General features: G+C 44.6%; 16 protein-coding genes, 1 tRNA gene and 2 pseudogenes. 4 read left to right on the forward strand and 15 right to left on the reverse strand.

What is annotated here, in order from left to right:
- Positions 1–94 precede the first annotated feature (94 nt).
- Positions 95–268: a YlcI/YnfO family protein gene (locus AB1F57_RS11850; protein WP_002942417.1), complete on the forward strand. Its 174-nt coding sequence runs from the start codon at positions 95–97 to the stop codon at positions 266–268.
- 29 nt (positions 269–297) lie between these two features.
- Here the strand turns inward: AB1F57_RS11850 and uvrA are convergent, their stop codons facing one another.
- Positions 298–3123 carry an excinuclease ABC subunit UvrA gene (uvrA, locus tag AB1F57_RS11855; protein ID WP_367985781.1) on the reverse strand — a complete coding sequence of 942 codons (2826 nt, stop codon included), beginning with the start codon at positions 3121–3123 and terminating at the stop codon, positions 298–300.
- An 863-nt stretch (positions 3124–3986) separates the two neighbouring features.
- Between uvrA and AB1F57_RS11860 the strand changes: the two genes are divergently transcribed.
- Both AB1F57_RS11860 and AB1F57_RS11865 read left to right on the forward strand, forming a co-directional pair.
- On the forward strand, positions 3987–4931 hold the full coding sequence (locus tag AB1F57_RS11860; RefSeq protein ID WP_105137698.1) for a magnesium transporter CorA family protein: 945 nt from the start codon (positions 3987–3989) through the stop codon (positions 4929–4931).
- Between the two features lie 15 nt (positions 4932–4946).
- Positions 4947–5609 (forward strand): DUF1129 domain-containing protein, encoded by a 663-nt coding sequence (locus AB1F57_RS11865; RefSeq protein WP_367985782.1) that lies wholly within the window; start codon positions 4947–4949, stop codon positions 5607–5609.
- A 237-nt stretch (positions 5610–5846) separates the two neighbouring features.
- On the opposite strand, the gene rpsR is transcribed toward AB1F57_RS11865, so the two are convergent.
- The 10 genes and pseudogenes from rpsR to AB1F57_RS11915 form a co-directional block, all read right to left on the reverse strand.
- Complete coding sequence (gene rpsR / locus AB1F57_RS11870; protein WP_002939250.1) at positions 5847–6086, reverse strand: 30S ribosomal protein S18; 240 nt, start codon at positions 6084–6086, stop codon at positions 5847–5849.
- A gap of 32 nt (positions 6087–6118) precedes the next feature.
- Positions 6119–6613, reverse strand: a complete 495-nt coding sequence (locus AB1F57_RS11875; protein ID WP_002942409.1) for a single-stranded DNA-binding protein — start codon at positions 6611–6613, stop codon at positions 6119–6121.
- Between the two features lie 11 nt (positions 6614–6624).
- Positions 6625–6915, reverse strand: coding sequence for a 30S ribosomal protein S6 (gene rpsF, locus AB1F57_RS11880; protein ID WP_105111495.1), 291 nt, complete (start codon positions 6913–6915; stop codon positions 6625–6627).
- Between the two features lie 158 nt (positions 6916–7073).
- Positions 7074–8738 (reverse strand): DAK2 domain-containing protein, encoded by a 1665-nt coding sequence (locus AB1F57_RS11885; protein ID WP_167785169.1) that lies wholly within the window; start codon positions 8736–8738, stop codon positions 7074–7076.
- A gap of 2 nt (positions 8739–8740) precedes the next feature.
- Positions 8741–9106, reverse strand: a complete 366-nt coding sequence (locus AB1F57_RS11890; RefSeq protein WP_167785168.1) for an Asp23/Gls24 family envelope stress response protein — start codon at positions 9104–9106, stop codon at positions 8741–8743.
- Positions 9107–9239: 133 nt separating this feature from the next.
- Complete coding sequence (gene rpmB, locus AB1F57_RS11895) at positions 9240–9428, reverse strand: 50S ribosomal protein L28 (protein WP_001140948.1); 189 nt, start codon at positions 9426–9428, stop codon at positions 9240–9242.
- A gap of 269 nt (positions 9429–9697) precedes the next feature.
- Positions 9698–10544 (reverse strand): IS630 family transposase gene (locus tag AB1F57_RS11900; RefSeq protein WP_367985596.1). Its coding sequence is split into 2 segments (ribosomal slippage): positions 9698–10238 and positions 10237–10544, totalling 849 coding nucleotides; the frame shifts between segments, so codons are not numbered across the junction.
- A 109-nt stretch (positions 10545–10653) separates the two neighbouring features.
- Positions 10654–11535 carry a class II fructose-bisphosphate aldolase gene (locus AB1F57_RS11905; protein ID WP_167785154.1) on the reverse strand — a complete coding sequence of 294 codons (882 nt, stop codon included), beginning with the start codon at positions 11533–11535 and terminating at the stop codon, positions 10654–10656.
- A 147-nt stretch (positions 11536–11682) separates the two neighbouring features.
- Positions 11683–12210 (reverse strand): annotated as a pseudogene (locus AB1F57_RS11910) (LrgB family protein); the annotation flags it as partial.
- A gap of 1 nt (position 12211) precedes the next feature.
- Positions 12212–12876: pseudogene (locus AB1F57_RS11915) on the reverse strand (LytS/YhcK type 5TM receptor domain-containing protein); the annotation flags it as partial.
- Between the two features lie 190 nt (positions 12877–13066).
- On the opposite strand from AB1F57_RS11915, the gene AB1F57_RS11920 reads away from it, so the two are divergent.
- Positions 13067–14323, forward strand: a complete 1257-nt coding sequence (locus AB1F57_RS11920) for an ISL3 family transposase (protein ID WP_167785830.1) — start codon at positions 13067–13069, stop codon at positions 14321–14323.
- A gap of 69 nt (positions 14324–14392) precedes the next feature.
- Here AB1F57_RS11920 and AB1F57_RS11925 read toward each other — a convergent pair.
- The 4 genes from AB1F57_RS11925 to AB1F57_RS11940 all read right to left on the reverse strand — a co-directional run bounded on the left by AB1F57_RS11925 (position 14393) and on the right by AB1F57_RS11940 (position 20486).
- Positions 14393–14478 (reverse strand) — tRNA-Leu (locus tag AB1F57_RS11925).
- A 167-nt stretch (positions 14479–14645) separates the two neighbouring features.
- Positions 14646–16244, reverse strand: a complete 1599-nt coding sequence (locus tag AB1F57_RS11930) for a CTP synthase (protein WP_167785153.1) — start codon at positions 16242–16244, stop codon at positions 14646–14648.
- A 149-nt stretch (positions 16245–16393) separates the two neighbouring features.
- The gene (gene rpoE, locus AB1F57_RS11935) at positions 16394–16978 is read right to left on the reverse strand and encodes a DNA-directed RNA polymerase subunit delta (protein ID WP_105137706.1); all 585 of its coding nucleotides are present in this window, start codon (positions 16976–16978) and stop codon (positions 16394–16396) included.
- A gap of 361 nt (positions 16979–17339) precedes the next feature.
- On the reverse strand, positions 17340–20486 hold the full coding sequence (locus AB1F57_RS11940) for a pneumococcal-type histidine triad protein (protein WP_170238901.1): 3147 nt from the start codon (positions 20484–20486) through the stop codon (positions 17340–17342).
- Between the last annotated feature and the right edge of the window lie 7 nt (positions 20487–20493).

Here is a 20493-nt window from a genome sequence, read left to right on the forward strand (position 1 = left end):
TACAATTTTTATTTTTGCAATACATTTAGTAATACAATCTGTAATATTTCATATTCATTTATTTCGCTATACACTTGTAACAAGGAGCAAATAAATGGCATTTAAATTAAAATCAGATAAAAAAGAAACAGAAATCAAAACTATTCGATTTCCGTCAGAGTTGGTAGATAGAATTGAGGAAGCAATCGTCAAAAAAGATGTCAGTTTCTCAAGCTTTGTCATTCAGGCTTGTGACTATGCCTTGAATAATATGGATAAAGAACAGTAAAAAAGAGCCGATGGCTCTTTTTTACTTGCTTACTTCAACTTAGTTTTCAAATACTGGCCTGTAAAGCTGGCCGGGTTCTCCGCCACTTCTTCTGGCGTTCCTGTCGCGACAACGGTACCACCGCCAACACCGCCTTCTGGCCCCATGTCGATAATGTGGTCGGCTGTCTTGATAACATCCAGATTGTGCTCGATGACCAGCACGGTATTGCCATCATCAACAAAACGAGCCAAGACCTTGAGCAACTGGGCAATGTCCTCCGTATGCAGACCTGTCGTCGGCTCATCCAAGATATACAAGGATTTACCAGTTGACCGCTTATGGAGTTCCGAAGCCAGTTTCATCCGCTGGGCTTCCCCACCTGATAGGGTCGTTGCTGGCTGACCTAGAGTAACATAGCCCAAACCTACATCTTGAATGGTGCGGAGTTTCCGCTCAATTTTCGGAATGTGTTTGAAGAACTCGACCGCGTCATTGACCGTCATATCAAGGACTTGGGCGATATTTTTCTCCTTGTAATGTACTTCCAAGGTTTCAGAGTTGTAGCGGTGTCCATGACAGACTTCACAAGGTACAAAGACATCTGGCAGGAAGTGCATTTCAATCTTGATGATACCATCACCAGAACAAGCCTCACAACGACCACCTTTGACGTTAAAGGAGAAACGCCCCTTCTTGTAGCCACGGATTTTGGCTTCATTGGTCTGGGCAAACAAATCCCGAATATCGTCAAAGACACCTGTGTAGGTAGCTGGGTTGGAACGCGGTGTCCGTCCAATTGGACTTTGGTCAATGTCAATCAGGCGGTCCAAGTGTTCAATTCCTGAAATGGACTTGAACTTGCCTGGCTTGTCCGAATTACGATTGAGTTTCTGGGCAATTGCCTTTTTCAAAATGGAATTGACCAGAGTTGACTTACCAGAGCCAGACACCCCTGTCACCGCCACAAATTTTCCGAGCGGGAAACGAACAGTCACATCTTGCAGGTTGTTTTCTTTGGCTCCTGTTACCTCTAAGAACCGACCATTTCCAACACGGCGTTCTAGAGGAACTGGGATTTCACGTTTACCAGATAGGTACTGGCCTGTAATGGATTTCTTGTTCTTAGCCACTTGGGCAGGCGTTCCAGAGGCCACGATTTCTCCGCCAAAGACACCCGCACCTGGACCGATATCAATCAACCAGTCCGCCTCCCGCATGGTGTCCTCGTCATGCTCCACCACAATCAAGGTATTGCCCAAGTCCCGCATCTTTTTGAGACTGGCAATCAGGCGGTCATTGTCCCGCTGGTGCAGACCAATCGATGGCTCATCCAAGATGTAAAGAACACCAGACAGGTTCGAGCCAATCTGAGTCGCCAGACGAATCCGCTGGCTTTCACCACCAGAAAGCGTCCCCGCTGCTCGTGAAAGGGTCAGGTAGTTGAGACCTACATTATTAAGGAAGGACAGGCGATCCTTGATTTCCTTGACAATGGGCGTCGCAATCGTCGCTTCATTTTCAGACAAGGTCAGATGTTCAATCACTTGCAAATGATCCGCCACGGACAAGTCTGATAATTGTCCGATATGCAGTCCCTTTTCGCCACCAACTTTGACAGACAGGGCTTGGTCATTGAGGCGATAGCCGTGGCAAGTTCCACAGGTCAGCTCATTCATGTAAGTCTTCATGACTGTCCGTGTATAATCACTATTGGTTTCACGGTAGCGGCGGTTTATATTCGTAATCAAGCCCTCGAATGGAATGTCAATATCCCGCACCCCACCAAATTCATTTTCATAGTGGAAATGGAATTCCTTCCCATCAGAGCCGTTGAAAATCAGGTTCTTCTCCTCTTCCGTCAATTCCTCGAAAGGCTTGTCCATATCCACACCAAAGTGATTCATGGCCTGTTCCAACATTTGAGGATAATAATTCGATGAAATTGGATTCCAAGGGGCTAAGGCACCTTCACGCAAGGTCTTGCTGGCATCTGGGACTATCAAATCTGTATCCACTTCGAGCTTCATGCCAAGTCCATCACAATCACTACAAGACCCAAAAGGCGCATTGAAGGAGAAAAGACGTGGTTCTAACTCTGGCACCGTAAAACCACAAACTGGACAGGCATAGTATTCGGAGAATAGCATTTCCTTGTCGTCCATGGTATCGATGATAACATAGCCGTCCGCAATTCGAAGTGCCGCCTCAATCGAGTCAAAGAGCCGCGAACGAATGCCCTCTTTGATGACAATCCGATCGACCACAACCTCGATGTTGTGAGCCTTGCTCTTGGACAACTCAGGCACTTCCGACACATCATAGACATCTCCATTGACACGGACCCGAACATAGCCATCCTTCTGAATTTTTTCAAAAATTGTCTTATGTTGCCCCTTTTTCTTTCGCACAATCGGCGCCAAGATTTGTAACCGCTGGCGTTCTGGCAATTCCAAGACCTCATCAACAATCTGCTCCACCGAAGATGCAGCAATCGCCCCGTGGCCGTTGATACAGTAAGGTACCCCAACACGCGCATAGAGCAAACGGAGATAATCATTGATTTCCGTTGCCGTCCCGACTGTCGATCGTGGGTTACGCGAGGTTGTTTTCTGGTCAATGGAAATAGCAGGGCTGAGACCCTCTATGGAATCCACATCTGGCTTGTCCATGTTGCCCAAGAATTGACGAGCATAGGCAGACAAAGACTCCACATAACGACGTTGGCCTTCGGCATACAGAGTATCAAAAGCCAAACTCGACTTACCAGACCCCGACAAACCAGTCACCACCACCAACTTCTCACGCGGAATGGTCACATCAATATTTTTCAAATTATGGGCGCGCGCCCCATGAATCACAATATTTTCTTGCATAACATGATATAAGTGCGTTAAGAAAACCGTACAAAAATAGGAAATCTGCGAAGTGTGCCAAACACACGAGAAGATTTATCTTTTTTGCTAGGTTTTTAGCACGCATTCGAATCCTTTCTAAGATACAGAGCCCGTAAAACGCACGGTGAAAATAGGCGGTAAGTCCGAAATCTGTGATTTCGAAGACGCACCCCCGTCAAGACAACTAGTACTTTCACAGGTTGAAAACCAAAGAAAGCACAGATGTCTACGACGCAGAAACCTGTTCTCCATGTTTGAACACGAAGAAGCATCACTTTTTTCACACAGCGTTTAGGGCGTGTTCAATTCCTTTCTAGATATAAGTGCGTTAAGAAAGCGAGAAGAAAATAGGAAAATGTGACGTCACATCAGTGACCAAGCATTTTGTACTTTACAGTATCCACAGCTGTAATCAACTAAAGTTGAAACATCTATGTATCTTTTTCTCGACGCTTTTAGCACGCATTCGAATCCTTTCTAAGATACAAAGGGCGTAAAATGCACCATCAAAATAGGCGGCAAGTCCGAAATCTGTGATTTCGAAGACGCACCCCCGTCAAGACAACTAGTGCTTTCACAAGTCGAAAACCGAAGAAAGCACAGATGTCTACGACGCAGAAGCCAGTTCCACATGCTTAAACATGAAGAAACTAGTACTTTTTGACACTGCATTTAGCCCGTGTTCAGTTCCTTTCAAAATCAGCTATAAATAGGCAAGCATCCTATCCAGCATAAAATATATCCCATTATATCACACTTCAAAAAAATCATTCCGTATTCCTGCATTTTTTGGTATAATAAAGGGTACGTTTACATGCAAGAATGAAAAGGAGGGCACTGATATGAAACAGATTTTTCTATCAACGATGACTGATTTAGAAGAAATCCAAACCTTTGAACCAGGCGCTTGGATCAACTTGGTCAACCCCTCCCAGAGTGAGTCCATGGAAGTGTCCGAGCATTACAAGATTGATATCGCCGACCTGAGGGCACCGCTCGATGCAGAAGAAACTTCTCGTATTACGGTCGAAGATGACTACACCTTGATCGTCGTCGACGTTCCCATCTTGGAAGAGCGGAATAACAAGACCTACTATATCACCATTCCGCTTGGTATTATCCTGACAGATGACGCCATTATCACGACCTGTTTAGAGCCACTGCCGCTCTTTGATCAATTTATCCACAGACGCCTGCGCAACTTCTTTACCTTTATGAAGTCACGCTTCGTTTTCCAAATTCTCTATCGAAATGCCCAGCTCTACCTGTCTGCCCTGCGGACCATTGACCGAAAGAGCGAGGAAATCGAGAAACAGCTCCACGAGGCTACCCGAAATGAAGAACTGATTGTCCTCATGGAATTGGAAAAAACTATCGTCTACTTCAAGGCCTCTCTCAAAACCAATGAACGCCTGGTCAAAAAACTGGCCAGCTCCACCCGCCTCCTCCGCAAATACGAGGAGGATGAGGACTTGCTGGAAGATACCCTGGTCGAAACCCAACAGGCTATTGAGATGGCGGACATCTATGGTTCTATCCTGAACTCCATGACCCATGCCTTTGCCTCGATCATTTCCAACAACCAGAATACCATTATGAAAACCCTGGCCCTCATGACCATCGTCATGTCCATACCGACCATGGTCTTCTCGGCTTACGGCATGAACTTCAAGGACAATATTATTCCCTTCAACGATATTCCCCATGCCTTCTGGTGGATTATCCTCTTTGCCTTTGCTATCAGCTTATCGCTAACCTTCTATTTCATAAAAAAGAAATGGTTCTAATCCAAGGAGATTGCTATGTCATTTACAGAATTTAAAGAATTAACTAAGAAAAACCAGGAATTTATCCACATTGCCACCAACCAATTGATCAAGGATGGCAAGACGGATGCCGAAATCAAGGGGCTTTTGGAAGAAATCCTGCCGACCATCATCGAAAAGCAAAAAACAGGCCAAACTGCCCGTAGTCTTTTTGGTGCACCTAGTGAGTGGGCCGCAAGCAAATCTGCTGCTCCCAGCCAAGAAAAGCAAGAAACGGTCGAATACAATGAAAATCCATGGCTCATGTGGCTGGACTCTAGTCTCTTTATGTTGGCCATCATTGCCGGTATCAACGGTCTGATGAATCTCTTTAATCAAGGCGCTCAGTATGGTTTGGTGACCCTGCTGGTTATCGGATTCGGTGTGGGTGCAGGTATGTACTTCATGTACCACTTTGTTTACAGAGAGCAAGCTAAAACCGGTAAACGACCAAATCTGCTCAAGGCTATTCTGTTCCTGGGTGTGGCAACTTTGGCCTGGTCTGTAGTCTTCTTCCTGGCTGCCCTAGTTCCAGCCAACCTCAACCCAATTCCTCATCCAATTCTCACTATCTTAATCTGTGCTATTGCCTTCGGAATCCGCTATCTCTTGAAAAAGAAATACAATATCCGCAACGCCATGACACCTATGCAGCAATAGACCTCAAACGACCTAAGTATTGGGTCGTTTTCTGATCTTTTCCTATTTATTTAATTCAAAAAAATCGCCACATAGGGCTGTTGCGCTTCTTATATTTTCGGAGCGCAAGCTAAAAGGACCCATCAGGGTCTCAATTCGCCTTTTGATTTCCGAGCTCATGAAAAAATGGTCCATTCTGTCATTGCGCTTTACACATTTCTAGAGCGCAAGAAAAAATGACCCGTTGGGGTCATTTTTTTAATCTTCGTTTACGAATGGTAGCAAGGCCATAACGCGAGCACGTTTGATAGCTGTTGTTACTTTACGTTGGTTTTTAGCTGAAGTTCCAGTTACACGACGTGGAAGGATTTTTCCACGTTCTGAAATGAAACGGCTAAGAAGCTCAGTATCTTTGTAATCAACATATTCAATTTTGTTAGCTGCGATATAGTCAACTTTTTTACGGCGTTTGAAACCGCCACGACGTTGTTGAGCCATGTGTTTTTCTCCTTTATATATTTAGTATCGACCTAAAATGGTAGGTCATCGTCTGAAATATCCATTGGGTTTGATGCACCAAATGGACTTTCTTCTCGAGCGAAGTTCGGTGTAGATTGTGCAGGTGCTTGATAAGGTGAATTGTAATCATTGCCACCAGCAAATGAATTGCCAGCAGAATATCCGCCACCTTGACCTTCACGGGCAGTACGGCTTTCCAAGAGTTGGAAACTTTCTGCAACTACCTCAGTTACATAAACGCGTTGCCCTTGCTGATTGTCGTAACTACGGGTCTGAATGCGACCAGTCACGCCAATGAGAGCACCTTTCTTAGCCCAATTCGCCAAATTTTCAGCTTGTTGACGCCAGATAACTACGTTGATAAAGTCCGCTTCACGCTCGCCATTTTGATTTTTAAAATTACGGTTAACCGCAAGTGTAAAAGTCGCAACAGCTTGGTTTGACGGAGTGTAACGAAGTTCTGCATCGCGGGTCATGCGACCAACCAATACTACATTATTTATCATATAAAACCTTCTTACGCGTCAAGTTTCACAATCATGTGACGAAGAATGTCGCCGTTGATTTTTGACAAACGGTCAAACTCTTTAAGAGCTTCGTCGTTAGTCGCTTCAACGTTAACGATGTGGTACAAACCTTCACGGAAATCTTGGATTTCGTAGGCAAGGCGACGTTTTTCCCATGCTTTTGATTCAACGATTGTTGCACCGTTGTCAGTCAAGATAGAGTCAAAGCGTGCTACCAAAGCGTTTTTAGCTTCTTCTTCAATGTTTGGACGAATAATATAAAGAATTTCGTATTTAGCCATTGATATGTTCCTCCTTTTGGTCTAATGCCCCCAGGTCCTAGCCTGTGGGAAGTGAGGGATACTCACAAGAAACTATTATATCATATTTGGACTAAATAGCAAGCAAAACATCCACAAAATACACAAGAAAAGAACAGTCAGACTGCTCTTCTCATGGATTATTCTACACTAAATAGATATGGATAGACTGGTTGGTTTCCTTGATGGATTTCAACCTCGACATCTTCAAATTTCTCTTCCAATTGGTCAGCAAGGGCTTGTGCTGTATCCTCGTCACCATCCTCACCAATATAAATAGTCACGATTTCACTATCTTCATCCAACATTTTCTCAAATGTTGCAACAAGGGTTTCCATCATATCAGGATTTGATACAACAATCTTGCCATCAACCATCCCAAGGTTGTCATTTTCATGAATTTCAAGACCGTCAATTGTTGTATCGCGGACTGCAGTTGTTACACTACCACTTTTCACCTCTGTAAGAGATGCCGTCATAGCCTCAAAGTTGCTGTCCAAATCACGACTTGGGTCAAAGGCAAGCAAGCTAGTAAAGCCTTGTGGTAGGGTCTTGGTTTCCACAACCTTAACCGCCACTTCTGCCACCTCAGCAGCCGTTTGAGCCGCCATCAAAATATTCTTGTTGTTTGGAAGCAAGATGACATTACGGGCATTAACCAATTCAATGGCATTAACAAAATCTTCTGTTGAAGGGTTCATGGTCTGACCACCTGAAATCACATAGTCAACCCCTTGTGATTTGAAGATTTCTGTCAATCCTTCACCAGCTGCAACGGCAATAATACCGTATTCTTTTTGCTCAGCTGGTTTTTGGTAGGCTTCTTCTTTTTCAACCTGCGCTTCGTGTTGTTCACGCATGTTGTCCACTTTTACCTTGACCAAGCTACCATATTGAAGACCTGCCTGCATGACTAAGCCAGGATCTTCAGTATGGACATGGACTTTGACGATTTCATCGTCATTCACTACAAGGAGAGAATCCCCTAGGTCGTTGAGGTAGTTACGGAATTCTTCATAATCAAAGTCTTTCACATAAGTAGGACCTTGACGAAGAGCCACCATGATTTCCGTACAGTAACCGAAGGTAATGTCTTCTGTCGCTACATGGCCAGCTACAGACTTGTGATGCTCTGCATTGATCATTTCTGTCATGACTGCTGGAGTTGCTTCAAAATCCTCAGAAGCAATGTACTCACCAGTCAAAGCTGACAAGAAACCTTCGTAGATGTAAACCAGACCCTGACCACCCGAATCGACAACCCCAACCTCTTTCAAGACTGGCAACATTTCAGGGGTTTTCTTGAGGGCACGATTGGCTCCTTCAAGGGTTGCACGCATGACTTCAATGGCATCATCTGTTTCTTCTGCTTTTTTAAGGGCAGCCGTCGCTGCACCACGAGAAACGGTCAAAATGGTCCCCTCAACCGGCTTCATAACGGCCTTATAAGCCACTTCTACACCATGTTGGAAGGCCTGTGCCAAGTCTTTACCGTCCAATTCATCCTTGCCCTTGACAGACTGACCGAAACCACGGAACAATTGTGACGTAATCACACCAGAGTTCCCGCGAGCACCCATAAGCAAACCTTTTGACAAGATTTGAGCGACTTCACCAACTGTGTTTGCTGGCTTGTCTGCCACTTCTTTGGCACCATTGGTGATGGTCATGCCCATGTTGGTTCCAGTATCGCCATCTGGTACTGGAAATACGTTTAATGAGTTGACATATTCAGCTTGTTTATTCAATCGAGTAGATGCTGCTTGCACCATTTCTTGAAATAAACTAGTAGTAATTTTAGACACAATTATTCTCCTACGACTTTAATATTTTGGATGAAAACATTAACGGTATCCACAGAGATACCCAGTTGATTTTCCAAGTTGAACTTGACACGTTCTTGGATATTGCGAGATACTTCACTGATTTTTACACCGTAGCTCATAACAGTGTGGACATCAACTGCAATACGACCATCTTCCAAGGTCTTGATGACAACGCCCTTGGCATAGTTTTCCTTTCTCAAAAGAGCCTGGAAATTGTCTTTGATGGCGGATTTGCTAGCCATGCCGACCACACCAAAAATCTCGGTCGTAGCTCCACCGACAACTGTGGCAATCACGTCGTCAGTCAATTCAATTTGGCCGTCTTTTGTATTGATTTTAACAGTCATATTACTTTACCTCAAATAGTTTTATCACTCCATTTTACCATACTTTAGCCATTCTGTAAAAAACAAGCTTGTGACAGCAGACGGAAGACTAGGTTTCTTTGGCAAAAAAAAAATAACCCAAAAGGGTCATTTCTTAAACGCGTTCTACTTTACCTGATTTAAGGGCACGAGCTGAAGCCCAAACTTTTTTAGGTTTACCGTCGATCAGAACAGTAACTTTTTGAAGGTTTGGTTTAACTGCGCGTTTAGTTTGGTTCATTGCGTGTGAACGGTTGTTACCTGATACAGTCTTACGACCAGTGAAATAACATACTTTAGCCATTGTATCTTCCTCCTCATTTGATCAAATATATCGGATGTGCTAGCACCACATACCATACTAGTCTATCAAAAAACAGCTGACTTGGCAAGGATTATTTTTATTTTTTTCTTTCGACAGTTCTCCAAGAATATTGAAGCCTGTCTATCAGACAGAATGGACATTTGACCAAGCTTGTTTCAAATCTTGTAAGGACAAGCCATTGAAAAAAGGATTTCCTTGTTCGCAATCGGAGATTGCTTCACAGAATAGGACTGTTTGAAACAGTATAGTCAATTGAAACAAGAGCAGGACAAAAGTGCCTCAAGAAAAGTATCACAATTTGGCAATACTTTTCTGAGGTGTTTTTTCATTTGAGCCCATGTTTTCTCAATGGGATTATACTCAGGTGAGTAAGGAGGAAGTGGTAAAAGTCTATGACCCTGCTCCTTGCATAACTCTTTTAGCTTACTCATCCGATGAAACCTTGCATTGTCCATAATGATAACAGATGGTCTATCTAAAGTGGGTAGTAAGAATGTTTTAAACCAAGCTTCGAAAAAGTCACTCGTCATGGTTTCTCTGTAGGTCATTGGGGCTATAATCTCACCGTTTATAAGACCTGCGACTAAAGATAGCCGCTGGAATCTTCTTCCAGAGACCTGACCTGTGATCAACTGACCTTTCAAAGATCGACCATATTCTCGATGAAAATATGTCTCAAACCCTGTCTCGTCAATATAAACAGGTGTCAAGTGACTTAAGTTATTAAATTCTTTAAGGAACTGATTTACTTTCTCAGGGTCTTGTTCATAGTAGGTACAGCTCTTTTTTTCGAGTATATCCCATAGCTTTGAGAGCGTAATGAATAGCTGTTGGATGACAGCCAAATTCAGAAGCTATTTCAGTCAAAAAAGCATCTGGATGAGCTTCAAGATAGTTCTTTAATTTTTCTCTATCAACTTTTCTTGGTTTGGTTCCCTTAACTTGGTGATGAAGCTCGCCAGTAGTCTCCATTAATTTTAGCCATTGATAGATGGTGTTGCGTGAAATATCGAAAACAACAGATGCTTCAGTAATACTGCCGGTTTTCTGACAGTATGCGAGAACTTTTTTACGAAAATCTAATGAATATGCCATAAGTACATTATACCACAAATGTACTGTTTTTGTTTCATTGTGCTATAGATTAGATAAAACTCAAAAAACCAACCTTGCGGTTGGTTTAGATAGCATTACTTATATAACATTAAGCTTTATTCGCTGAACCAAATACGTCAATACGTTCTTCAACAGAATCTTGGATAGCTTTCACGCCGTCTGCCAAGAATTTACGTGGGTCAAAGAGTTTTTTCTTATCGTATTCTGCTTCGTTTGCTTCATAAGCTGCTGCAAATTTACGAGTTGCGTTTGCAAATGCGATTTGGCACTCAGTGTTTACGTTAACTTTAGCAACACCCAATTTGATTGCTTCTTGGATTTGTGCATCTGGAATACCTGAACCACCGTGCAATACGATTGGGAAACCTGGTACAGCTTCAGTCAATTTACGCAAGTGATCTAGGTCAAGACCTTCCCAGTTTTCTGGGTATGGACCATGGATATTACCGATACCAGCTGCCAAGAAGTCAATACCAGTTGCAACCATTGCTACTGCATCTTCGATTGGAGCCAATTCACCAGTACCAACGATACCGTCTTCTTCACCACCGATAGTACCAACTTCAGCTTCAACTGAGATACCTTTAGCGTGTGCCAATTCTACAACTTCTTTTGCTTTTGCAAGGTTTTCTTCTACTGGAAGGTGTGAACCGTCAAACATGATAGAAGTGTAACCAACTTCGATACACTCAAGTGCATCTTCGTAGTGACCGTGGTCAAGGTGAATAGCAACTGGAACTGTGATGTTCATTGACTCGATCAAGTTTGCGATCAAGTTGCGAGCTACTTTGTAACCACCCATGTACTTAGCTGCACCCATAGAAGTTTGGATAAGAACTGGAGCTTGTTTTGCTTCTGCTGCACGCAAGATAGCTTGAGTCCACTCAAGGTTGTTTGTGTTAAATCCACCAACTGCATAACCGTTGTCACGCGCTGCTTGGACAAATTTTTCTGCTGAAACTAATGGCATTTCGATAGCCTCCTAATATTTTTTGAGGTTAGACCTCATACCTCTCTATTCTACCACTTTTATTTTGAAAATGCTAGCTGAAACCGTATAGTTTTGAGAAAATTTTCACATATCCTTTCATGAAACTTTCAAAGAACATTTTTCGCTTTAATACATAGCTGCCAAAACAGGGATAAAGAGCGGAGCGACAAAAACAATGACTAGACCGATGACGACTACAGCAATCGCAGCCATGGCTCCCTGCAATTCACCTAATTCCAGCGCATAGGCTACACCGATAGTATGCCCAGAAGTTCCCAAGCCGAGACCAACCCCAACCTCACTCTTATTAAGCTTGAAGCAATTGACCAACTTGCCACCCAAGGCATAGATAATCACGGCATTCAAGATACAAGCCATCGCAGTCAGTCCCGGATTGCCGCCAAGAGCGTGAGTGACTGGCAGGGCAATGGCTGTGGTAGCCGCCTGGGACAGCATAGAAGCCGCACTCAATTGGCTCAGACCAACCATCCTTGAAATAGCAATAATCACGAACAAGGAAACAACCATTCCAGCAACCAAACCGCTGATAATTTCTTTCCAGTACTTTTTAACTTCCTTATTTTTCTTATAAAGTGGGACAGCAAAGGCGATGGTGGCAGGATTGAGGAACCAATAAATCAAATCCCAACCGGGGTTGTTGAGTCAAATCCAGTACGTCCTTTGTCTGCACCGCCCGCAATTGGCGCTCGTGGGAGAGATAGGTTTTCAAAATCTCTAAGAAGATGGTCGAACCAAGGCTGTTGAGCAAAATCATAGGCAGAAAAATCCACTCAACCATCTGCCAGCTCGTAAAGATACCGACAAACAGCATTTGGATACATTCGACAAGAATACTGATGGCGATTACTTGCGTGCGGGATGGATAGAGCCCTTCGGTTTTCCATTTGTCACCAATATAGCCACTGATGTAACCCACCAAGGGAGAACTGATAATATAAAAGGCTCCTGAAAAATTTCCTTGAAAGAATCGATGAATCCCCCGACAAGTCCAACCATAGCCCCGACAATGGGTCCACCGACCAAACTGGCTGTTGTAATCACAAGCGTTCGCGTATTAGCCAAGGAATCCGACTGGGAAATACTGGTCAAAATCGGGCGCTCCACCAAGTCGCCGTCATTTGAAATCTCGATACCCGTGATATTTGAAATGATAACGAAGATACCGAGAATCACTACCAAAAGCACTTTTTCACGCTTGGACCTGGCAACAATCAACTGCCTGAAATAGCTATTATTGACCAAAAGAAAGGCTAAAATCATGATGATGCCAAGCCGTTGGAACAAGAGTATCATTAACATAAGAGACCTCCTCAGCTAGATTCATTTATCAGACATGTAACAACTTTCAAAAATCAGAAGTAAAAAAAGGCTCTATAATTTCTGTAGTGGGTAAAACCACCGTGGAGATTATGGAGCTTTTTAAGTATATACAAAAAGTCCCATATGACCTATAATGAAAAGCAACCAAACTCACATTAGAAAGGCTCATATGGAACAACTAAATTTTATCACAAATTTTCTCAGAATTAAAGACAAAAATATCCTTATCACTGATGAATATGATATGGGAACTCACTTAGAACTACATGGTCACTTGGATTACACAGCCCCTAAATGTCCTTCTTGTAAGGGACAAATGGCTAAATACGATTTCCAAAAAGCCTCCAAAATCCCCTACCTAGAAACTGCTGGTTATCCACTCCTCATCCGCCTTAAAAAGCGTCGGTTCAAGTGTAAAGATTGCGGAAAAATGGCTGTCGCTGAAACTCCTCTTGTCAAGAAGAACCACCAAATCTCTGTCGCTGTTAACCAGAAAATCGCCCAGTTACTCATCGAAAATCAAGCAATGACACATATTGCACACAGGCTATCTATCTCAACATCATCAGTTAGTCGAAAGCTTAATGAGTTCAAGTTTGAAACAGATTGGAATATCTTACCTGAGGTGATGAGCTGGGATGAATATGGCTTTAAGAAGGGGAAGATGAGCTTTATCGCACAAGATTTCAACTCCCTAAACGTCATTACTATCCTTGACGGAAGAACTCAAGCAACCATCCGAAACCACTTTCTACGCTATCCTAGAAAGGTTAGAAACCGCGTTAAAGTCATCACTATGGACATGTATAGCCCATACTACCAATTGGCTAAACAGCTTTTTCCGCATGCCAAAATCGTCCTTGATCGCTTTCATATCGTACAACACCTTAGCCGTGCTATGAACCGTGTCCGTATTCAAATTATGAATCAATTCGACAGAAAATCGCACGAATACCGTGCTTTGAAACGCTACTGGAAATTGATACAACAAGATAGCCGTAAAATCAATGATAAACGATTTTATCGCCCTATGTTTCGCATGCATTTGACTAATAAGGAAATCCTAGAAAAACTACTGTCTTTTTCAGAGGAACTACGACAACACTATCAACTCTATCAATTTCTCTTGTTCCATTTCCAAGAGAAAAACTCAGATCATTTCTTCAGTCTCATCGAACAGGAAATAGCCACTGTTAATCCTATTTTCCAGACGGTATTTAAGACATTTCTAAAGGATAAAGACAAGGTTTTGAATGCCCTAGAATTGCCTTATTCCAACGCCAAACTGGAAGCTACCAATAATCTCATCAAAGTCATTAAGAGAAATGCCTTTGGTTTCAGGAACTTTGAAAACTTTAAAAAACGAATTTTGATTGCTTTGAACATAAAGAAAGAGAGAACGAAGTTCGTCCTCTCTAGGTGTTAGCTTTTCATCTACCCACTACAGTTGACAAAGAGCCTAAAAAAAAGTCGAGTGAACACCACTCGACTACCATGCGGAGAGTGGGACTTGAACCCACACGACCTAAAGCGGTCACAGGATCCTTAGTCCTGCGCGTCTGCCAATTCCGCCATCCCCGCTTAACACAAGAAATAGTATATCACGAGGACGGAACCTTGTCAACACTTTTTTGAAAAATATTTATTTCAAGGTGTAGCCGTTACAATCGAAAGTTCTATAATGAAGTTAGCCACCCCAACCTAGTCAAACATCAGACTTTCAAGAAATGCACCCAAACGAACATATTTTAGTCCTCAAGCGCTGCCTTGACAAAGGCTGTATAGAGGCCCTCTGGACGATTTGGACGCGACTGCAATTCTGGATGGTATTGACAAGCCACGAAGAATTTATTGTCTGGAATTTCAACAATTTCCACCAGACGATTATCCGGTGAGACGCCAGAAAAGACAAATCCTGCCTGCTCAAATTGTTCACGGTATTCATTGTTAAATTCGTAACGGTGACGGTGGCGACGTTGCACGACTTCTTGGTTATCATAGGCTGCAGCAGCTTTTGAACCACGCTTAAGCTTGCTTGAATACAAACCCAAACGCAGGGTTCCACCCAAATCTTCAACGCCAATCTGGTCGCGCATAATGTCAATGACTGGATACTTGGTTTCTGGGTCCAATTCAAAACTATTGGCACCTTCCAAGCCTAGAACGTTACGGGCAAATTCGACACAGGTCAACTGCATGCCCAGACAGACACCGAGCATAGGCACATCCTGTTCACGCGCATAACGAATAGCCTCAATTTTCCCCTCGGTACCGCGTTGACCAAATCCACCCGGAACAATGATGCCATCCGCATTTCCCAACAAGTCAGCGACATTTTCAGCAGTCACATCATTGGCATTGACCCAATCAAAATCAATGGCCGCATCGTGGGCGTAGCCTGAATGCTTGAGCGCCTCAACAACAGAAATATAAGCATCTTGTAGCTCAACATACTTGCCGACCAAGGCAATCTTAACGGTTTTCTTGAGGTTGAGTACCTTGTCAACCATAGCTGACCACTCTGTCATATCCGCTGGCGGTGTATCCAATTTCAAATGTTCGCAGACAATCTGATCCATATTCTGGGCCTGTAAATTGAGCGGAATTTGATAAAGATGCTCCACATCGAGTGACTCAATAACCGCCTCCGGTGCCACATCGCAGAACTGGGCTAATTTATTTTTAATCCCTTGGCCGGCTGGCGCTTCTGTACGAATGACCAACATGTTGGGCTGAATGCCCAATCCGCGCAATTCTTTAACCGAATGTTGGGTCGGCTTGGTTTTCATTTCCCCAGCCGCCTTGAGATAGGGCAAGAGCGTCGTGTGAATATACATGACATTGTCCGCGCCCACGTCTGCTTTCATCTGACGCAGAGCCTCAAGGAAAGGCAGACTTTCAATATCACCGACAGTTCCACCGACTTCTGTAATAATCACATCGGCATCTGTTGTCCGAGCAGCGCGTTTAATCTTATCCTTCAAAGCATCCGTGATATGTGGAATAACCTGCACAGTAGCCCCAAGGTATTCGCCCTTGCGTTCTTTTCGAAGGACTTCGCTGTAAATTTTCCCTGTTGTCACGTTGGAATATTTATTAAGATTGATGTCAATAAACCGCTCATAATGTCCCAAATCCAAGTCCGTTTCCGCACCGTCATCCGTAACAAACACTTCACCATGCTGGTAAGGGCTCATCGTCCCTGGGTCAATATTGATATAGGGGTCAAATTTCTGAATGGTCACCTTGAGACCACGATTTTTCAACAAACGACCCAGACTTGCCGCCACAATCCCTTTACCAATCGACGAAACCACACCACCAGTTACAAAAATATATTTTGTCATGCAAACTCCTTTCCTCTGCTCATGTCGCATGGGGGGTAAGCAACATGAAGAAAAACAAAAATAGCTCCCTATCAACTAGGGAGCCCTGACCTCAAAAGAGGTGCCCGATAATATACTAACTCAATTCGATGCGTTTGTCAATCTTGAACTTAGTCTTCTGTCGACTCGTCGTCAGAATAGTCGTCATCTTCTTCACCGACATCAACTTCTTCATCATCCGTCAATTCATCATCGAGGATAATTTCATTGATTTCTGAGTCGTATGATTCTACTTCATCCTTCTCATCATCTGGATTTTCATCATCGTATTCTGAACCAGGCTTGTCTTCGTAACCATCTTCATCTTCTGGATCATCGTTGCCATAATCGATAGCATCCTCATCACCATCCATGAAGGCATTGACACGTTTTTTCTGACGTTTTGGCGCATCTTCATCATCTTCTTCGAGAGTAATAACTTCCTCATCAATCTCATCGATCGCATACCATGAACGAAGACCCCATTTGTTTTCGCCTAGCGGAATGAAACTACCGTCCACATTCAAGTCAGAATAGAAAGTTGGCAAGGCTGCACGAATCTCACTGTTTGATTTTTCTAAATAATTCTGAATTTCATTGACCAAGTCATTGAAATACATTTCATTGTCACGTCCACGTTCTTCCAAAATAGCACGCGCTACTTCAATCATGGAAAGTTCGCTTTTTTCTTGTCCTGCAAATACATTAAGTTCCAAGGCTCTTCTCCTTTTTTGTCTTTCCTTTCTATTTTACGCTAAATTAACCAAATAGTCAAAGGAATGAACAAGATTTTAAAAGAAGGGAGCGGGAAAGAACTTGACTAATGAAAAAGAGAGTTCGTCTTCTCGTCCCCGCACAGCTCCAATAGTCAGAGGAGTGACTGTTGGAGCTTGGAAATTGAACGAACGGAGTTCGTATCATTCGTTAGGACTGGTTCGGATCGTAAAACGCGAACGAAATGAGGCTTGCTACGCACCCCTTATTTCCAACCTTTCACAGTTCCCTAAACTGTGAAAGCCAATCAACCCCTGCGTCATATGATTTTGTTAATCAAAGTCCAACTTCTAGAATGTTTTTTCACTCTTGAACCAGATTATCTGCCTTGTCTCTTGTAGGTTCAGAGGAGATAGGTGCCGTCTCTGCTACCGGCTGTTCAGGTGCTGGAGAAACTGAGGATGCTTCTGCAGAGCTAGGAGTAGTTTCTGAAAGGACTGGGAGAGCCTGGCTAGCCGTCTCCTCACTTTCAGTAGTAGCTGCTGCCTTGCCCTCCACTACCTTTCCAACTGTCTCAGTAGAGTTTACTTTGTACGCAGGTGTTTCTGCTGTCACTTGTGCCACTTCCAGACGTCCCCAGCCATCGCTAGATTGGGGTCTTTCTTCTGGATGGTGCAGGTAGTACTTGATAGTGGCAAAGAGGTCTTCCAGGCTGTAGCCTTGCGGTGCCTGGTAATGCCCTTCATCAAAGGAGACAAAGGCATAATAGTGGTTGTGGTCCTTATGAGGCACCACAAAACGGCCATCCTCGACACGGTGTGCGTAGCCAAGGTTAAACGGCAGGAGTTCAAACGGAACAGTCTTCTGCGCTGCCACTCGACCATAAATAGCAGCCGCTGTTTCAGCGCTTGCAGGTTTGTCTGCTGGTTTGGCAGCTGGAGTTACTGCTGGTTTTTCAGTCTCTGGTCCAGCCGTCTCACGCTTGGCAACCATGGCCTCTGCCGCAATCAGCTCTCTGAAGTAATTGAGGTCTGACTTATTGATACGGCGGTAGCCGGTTTCAGTGACCCGAGGAATCCGGTAATTGTCCTCACCAATTCTGACAGCTGGATCTAATAGGTCTGCTGGATCAAAAATATAGCCATCTTTTGTTGTGTATTTCCCTGCAGACTTAGCTTCAGCCAGTTCTGTTGCAGAGTGAACAATCTGCCAGTTTTTCAACCCTTCACGTTTTTCAATCGGTGTAACATTTTTAGCCAGGATTTCTCCATCACGCTGGTCCAAGAGAGCCTGGACTGCCGCCAACTCCTTGTCTGACAGCTCTTTTTTGGTGATAGATCGGAGGGAACCACCGGTCGCCCGTGGCAGGCTGAAGGCGTCGCTGAAGATAAAACTGGCCGGATCCAGGACGTCCTCTGGGGTAAAGATATAGCCGTCGTTGGTAGCAAAGCGGCCCTGGGCACGTGCTGCTGCCACTTCCTCAGCTGTGTGGATAATCTGCCAGTTTTTCAGGCCGGTACGCTGAGCCTGGTCGGTCGCATTGGCAATCGGTGTCAGGGCATTTGGATCCATGACATCATCGCCATGACCTGCTGTGGTCCAAGCTGCAGGACGAACCTCTGGGTGCTGCATAATATAGCGAATGGTCGCAATCTGCTCCTTGCTCAGCCAGCTATAAGGCAGGATGTGGATATGGTCGATATGGGGAATGACAAAGGACTCGCCTGTATCGTAGGTCGCATTGGCTCCCTTCATTGGGATCTTGTCGATGCTGACGTGCATAGCTGGTGCCAAATCTCCAGCAACCTGTGGAGCCGTGTCAAAGCGGTAGTCCTTGTCCAGTTCCATCAGGCGCAATTCTGCAAAGGAAATCTTCATCAGGTCCAATTCATCTCGGCTGTAACGGTAGCTTTTGCCGTCCAGCTGAACTTGGTAGAAGACCTTGCCTGCCTCAAGCTGCTTGCCAATCACGGCTTGCGGATCAAAGACTGGTTTGTTTACGCTCGTATCAACTGGACTTGGTTGAGTCGGTTGTTCAGGAAGAGCTGGTTGGCTTGGCAGGACTGGAAGTGTCGGCGCTGTCGGCTGACTTGGTTTTGGAGTGGCTGGTTTATTAGCAGGCTTAGTATTTCCTGTCAAGCCTTGCTTTTCACGAACCCATTCTTCGACTTGCTTGATTTCAAAGTCTTCTAATTCGCCAAAGCCGACATAGTGGAAATGGTCGCCGTGGCTACCAATCAAGCCCTGGTCATCAACAGATGTGATGCTGGCCTTGCTGAAGGTGTAGCCGTCGCTGGTGAAATAGACCTTGCCATCCAATCCCTTGCCGTAGGCAGGGATGCGGCGACCTAGATAGGTAACAAATGGCTGGTTAGTGGCTTGGGAATCAGTAGGACCTGGTTTTGGTGCAGGACTTGGCTGGGCTTGATGAGGGGGCTTGGCTGGTGTGGCTGGCTGGGTTGTGCCTGTCGGATAGTCAGTCCGCGTCGGCTGGTCAGATGTATGCCCTGAGCCTGCTCTGCTATTTTCCCCAATCATCCGAGCAATCTGAGCCTCCAGTGGCGACATCTGGCTGTAAGGGATGAAATGATAGTGGTCGCCGTGGGGGATGATGACGCCGGCAGCGGTCTTTTTGCTAATCATGCGTGGGTCAAAGACCAGACCGTCGGCCTCTACATGGCGCTGGGAGAGCGGTGTAGCATCCAGCTGGGCCAAGAGGCTGTTCAAATCTTGACCTGAGTGGCTTGAAAGGACGGCCGAGCCAGTCTGGCCCTGAGACGGGTAAGTGGCCTTGGTCGACTGACCCTTGTTTGGGGACTTGCCGTCAATATGGGCCTGGGCTGCCTGTAACTCGGACGGAGACAGGTCCTTCTTAGGAATAAAATGGAAGTGGCTACCGTGAGGCACGATGAAGCCGTCTCCCGTGTCCTCAATCACATCAGTAGGGTTGAAGACATAGCCGTCATCGGTCTTATAGCGACCATCTGCTGTCCGGCCGCCACCAGCCTCCTGATAGGCCTTGTCCGAAGAGGATACACCCTTCTGTCTCTGAACTTCCTCCTTGGTCCGCACATTTTTCTGCTGCTTTTTATCTTTGAGATAGAGGTAATACTGGCCATCCACCTTAATCACATAGCCGTCCTGGACTTCATTGACAATGTGGCTGTCTTGAAGGACATAGGCTGGGTCGGTCATAATCAGCTCTTCGCTGAAAATCGCGTCGAAGGGCACCTTGCCATTGTAGTAATGGAAATGGTCACCGTGGGAAGTCACATAGCCCTGGTCGGTGATTTTGACCACAATCTGCTCGGCGTCGATATTTTCCTTGGCAGAAACTTCCTCTGGCGTCAACTGTTCAGCCAGCATACTCTTTTCTGTCTGGCTGTCTTCGATGTAGGCTACTCGGTTCTTGCTGTCTTCCGTGGCTTGGTAACGTCCCAGCTGGTAGCTACAAATGCTCATGCCCAGAACCAGGGCGGCTACTGAACCAACTAATTTCTTGTTTTTCATGTTTTCT

This window comes from Streptococcus nasisuis (genome assembly GCF_040836615.1).
In the GTDB taxonomy this organism is placed as follows: Bacteria; Bacillota; Bacilli; order Lactobacillales; family Streptococcaceae; genus Streptococcus; species Streptococcus suis_V.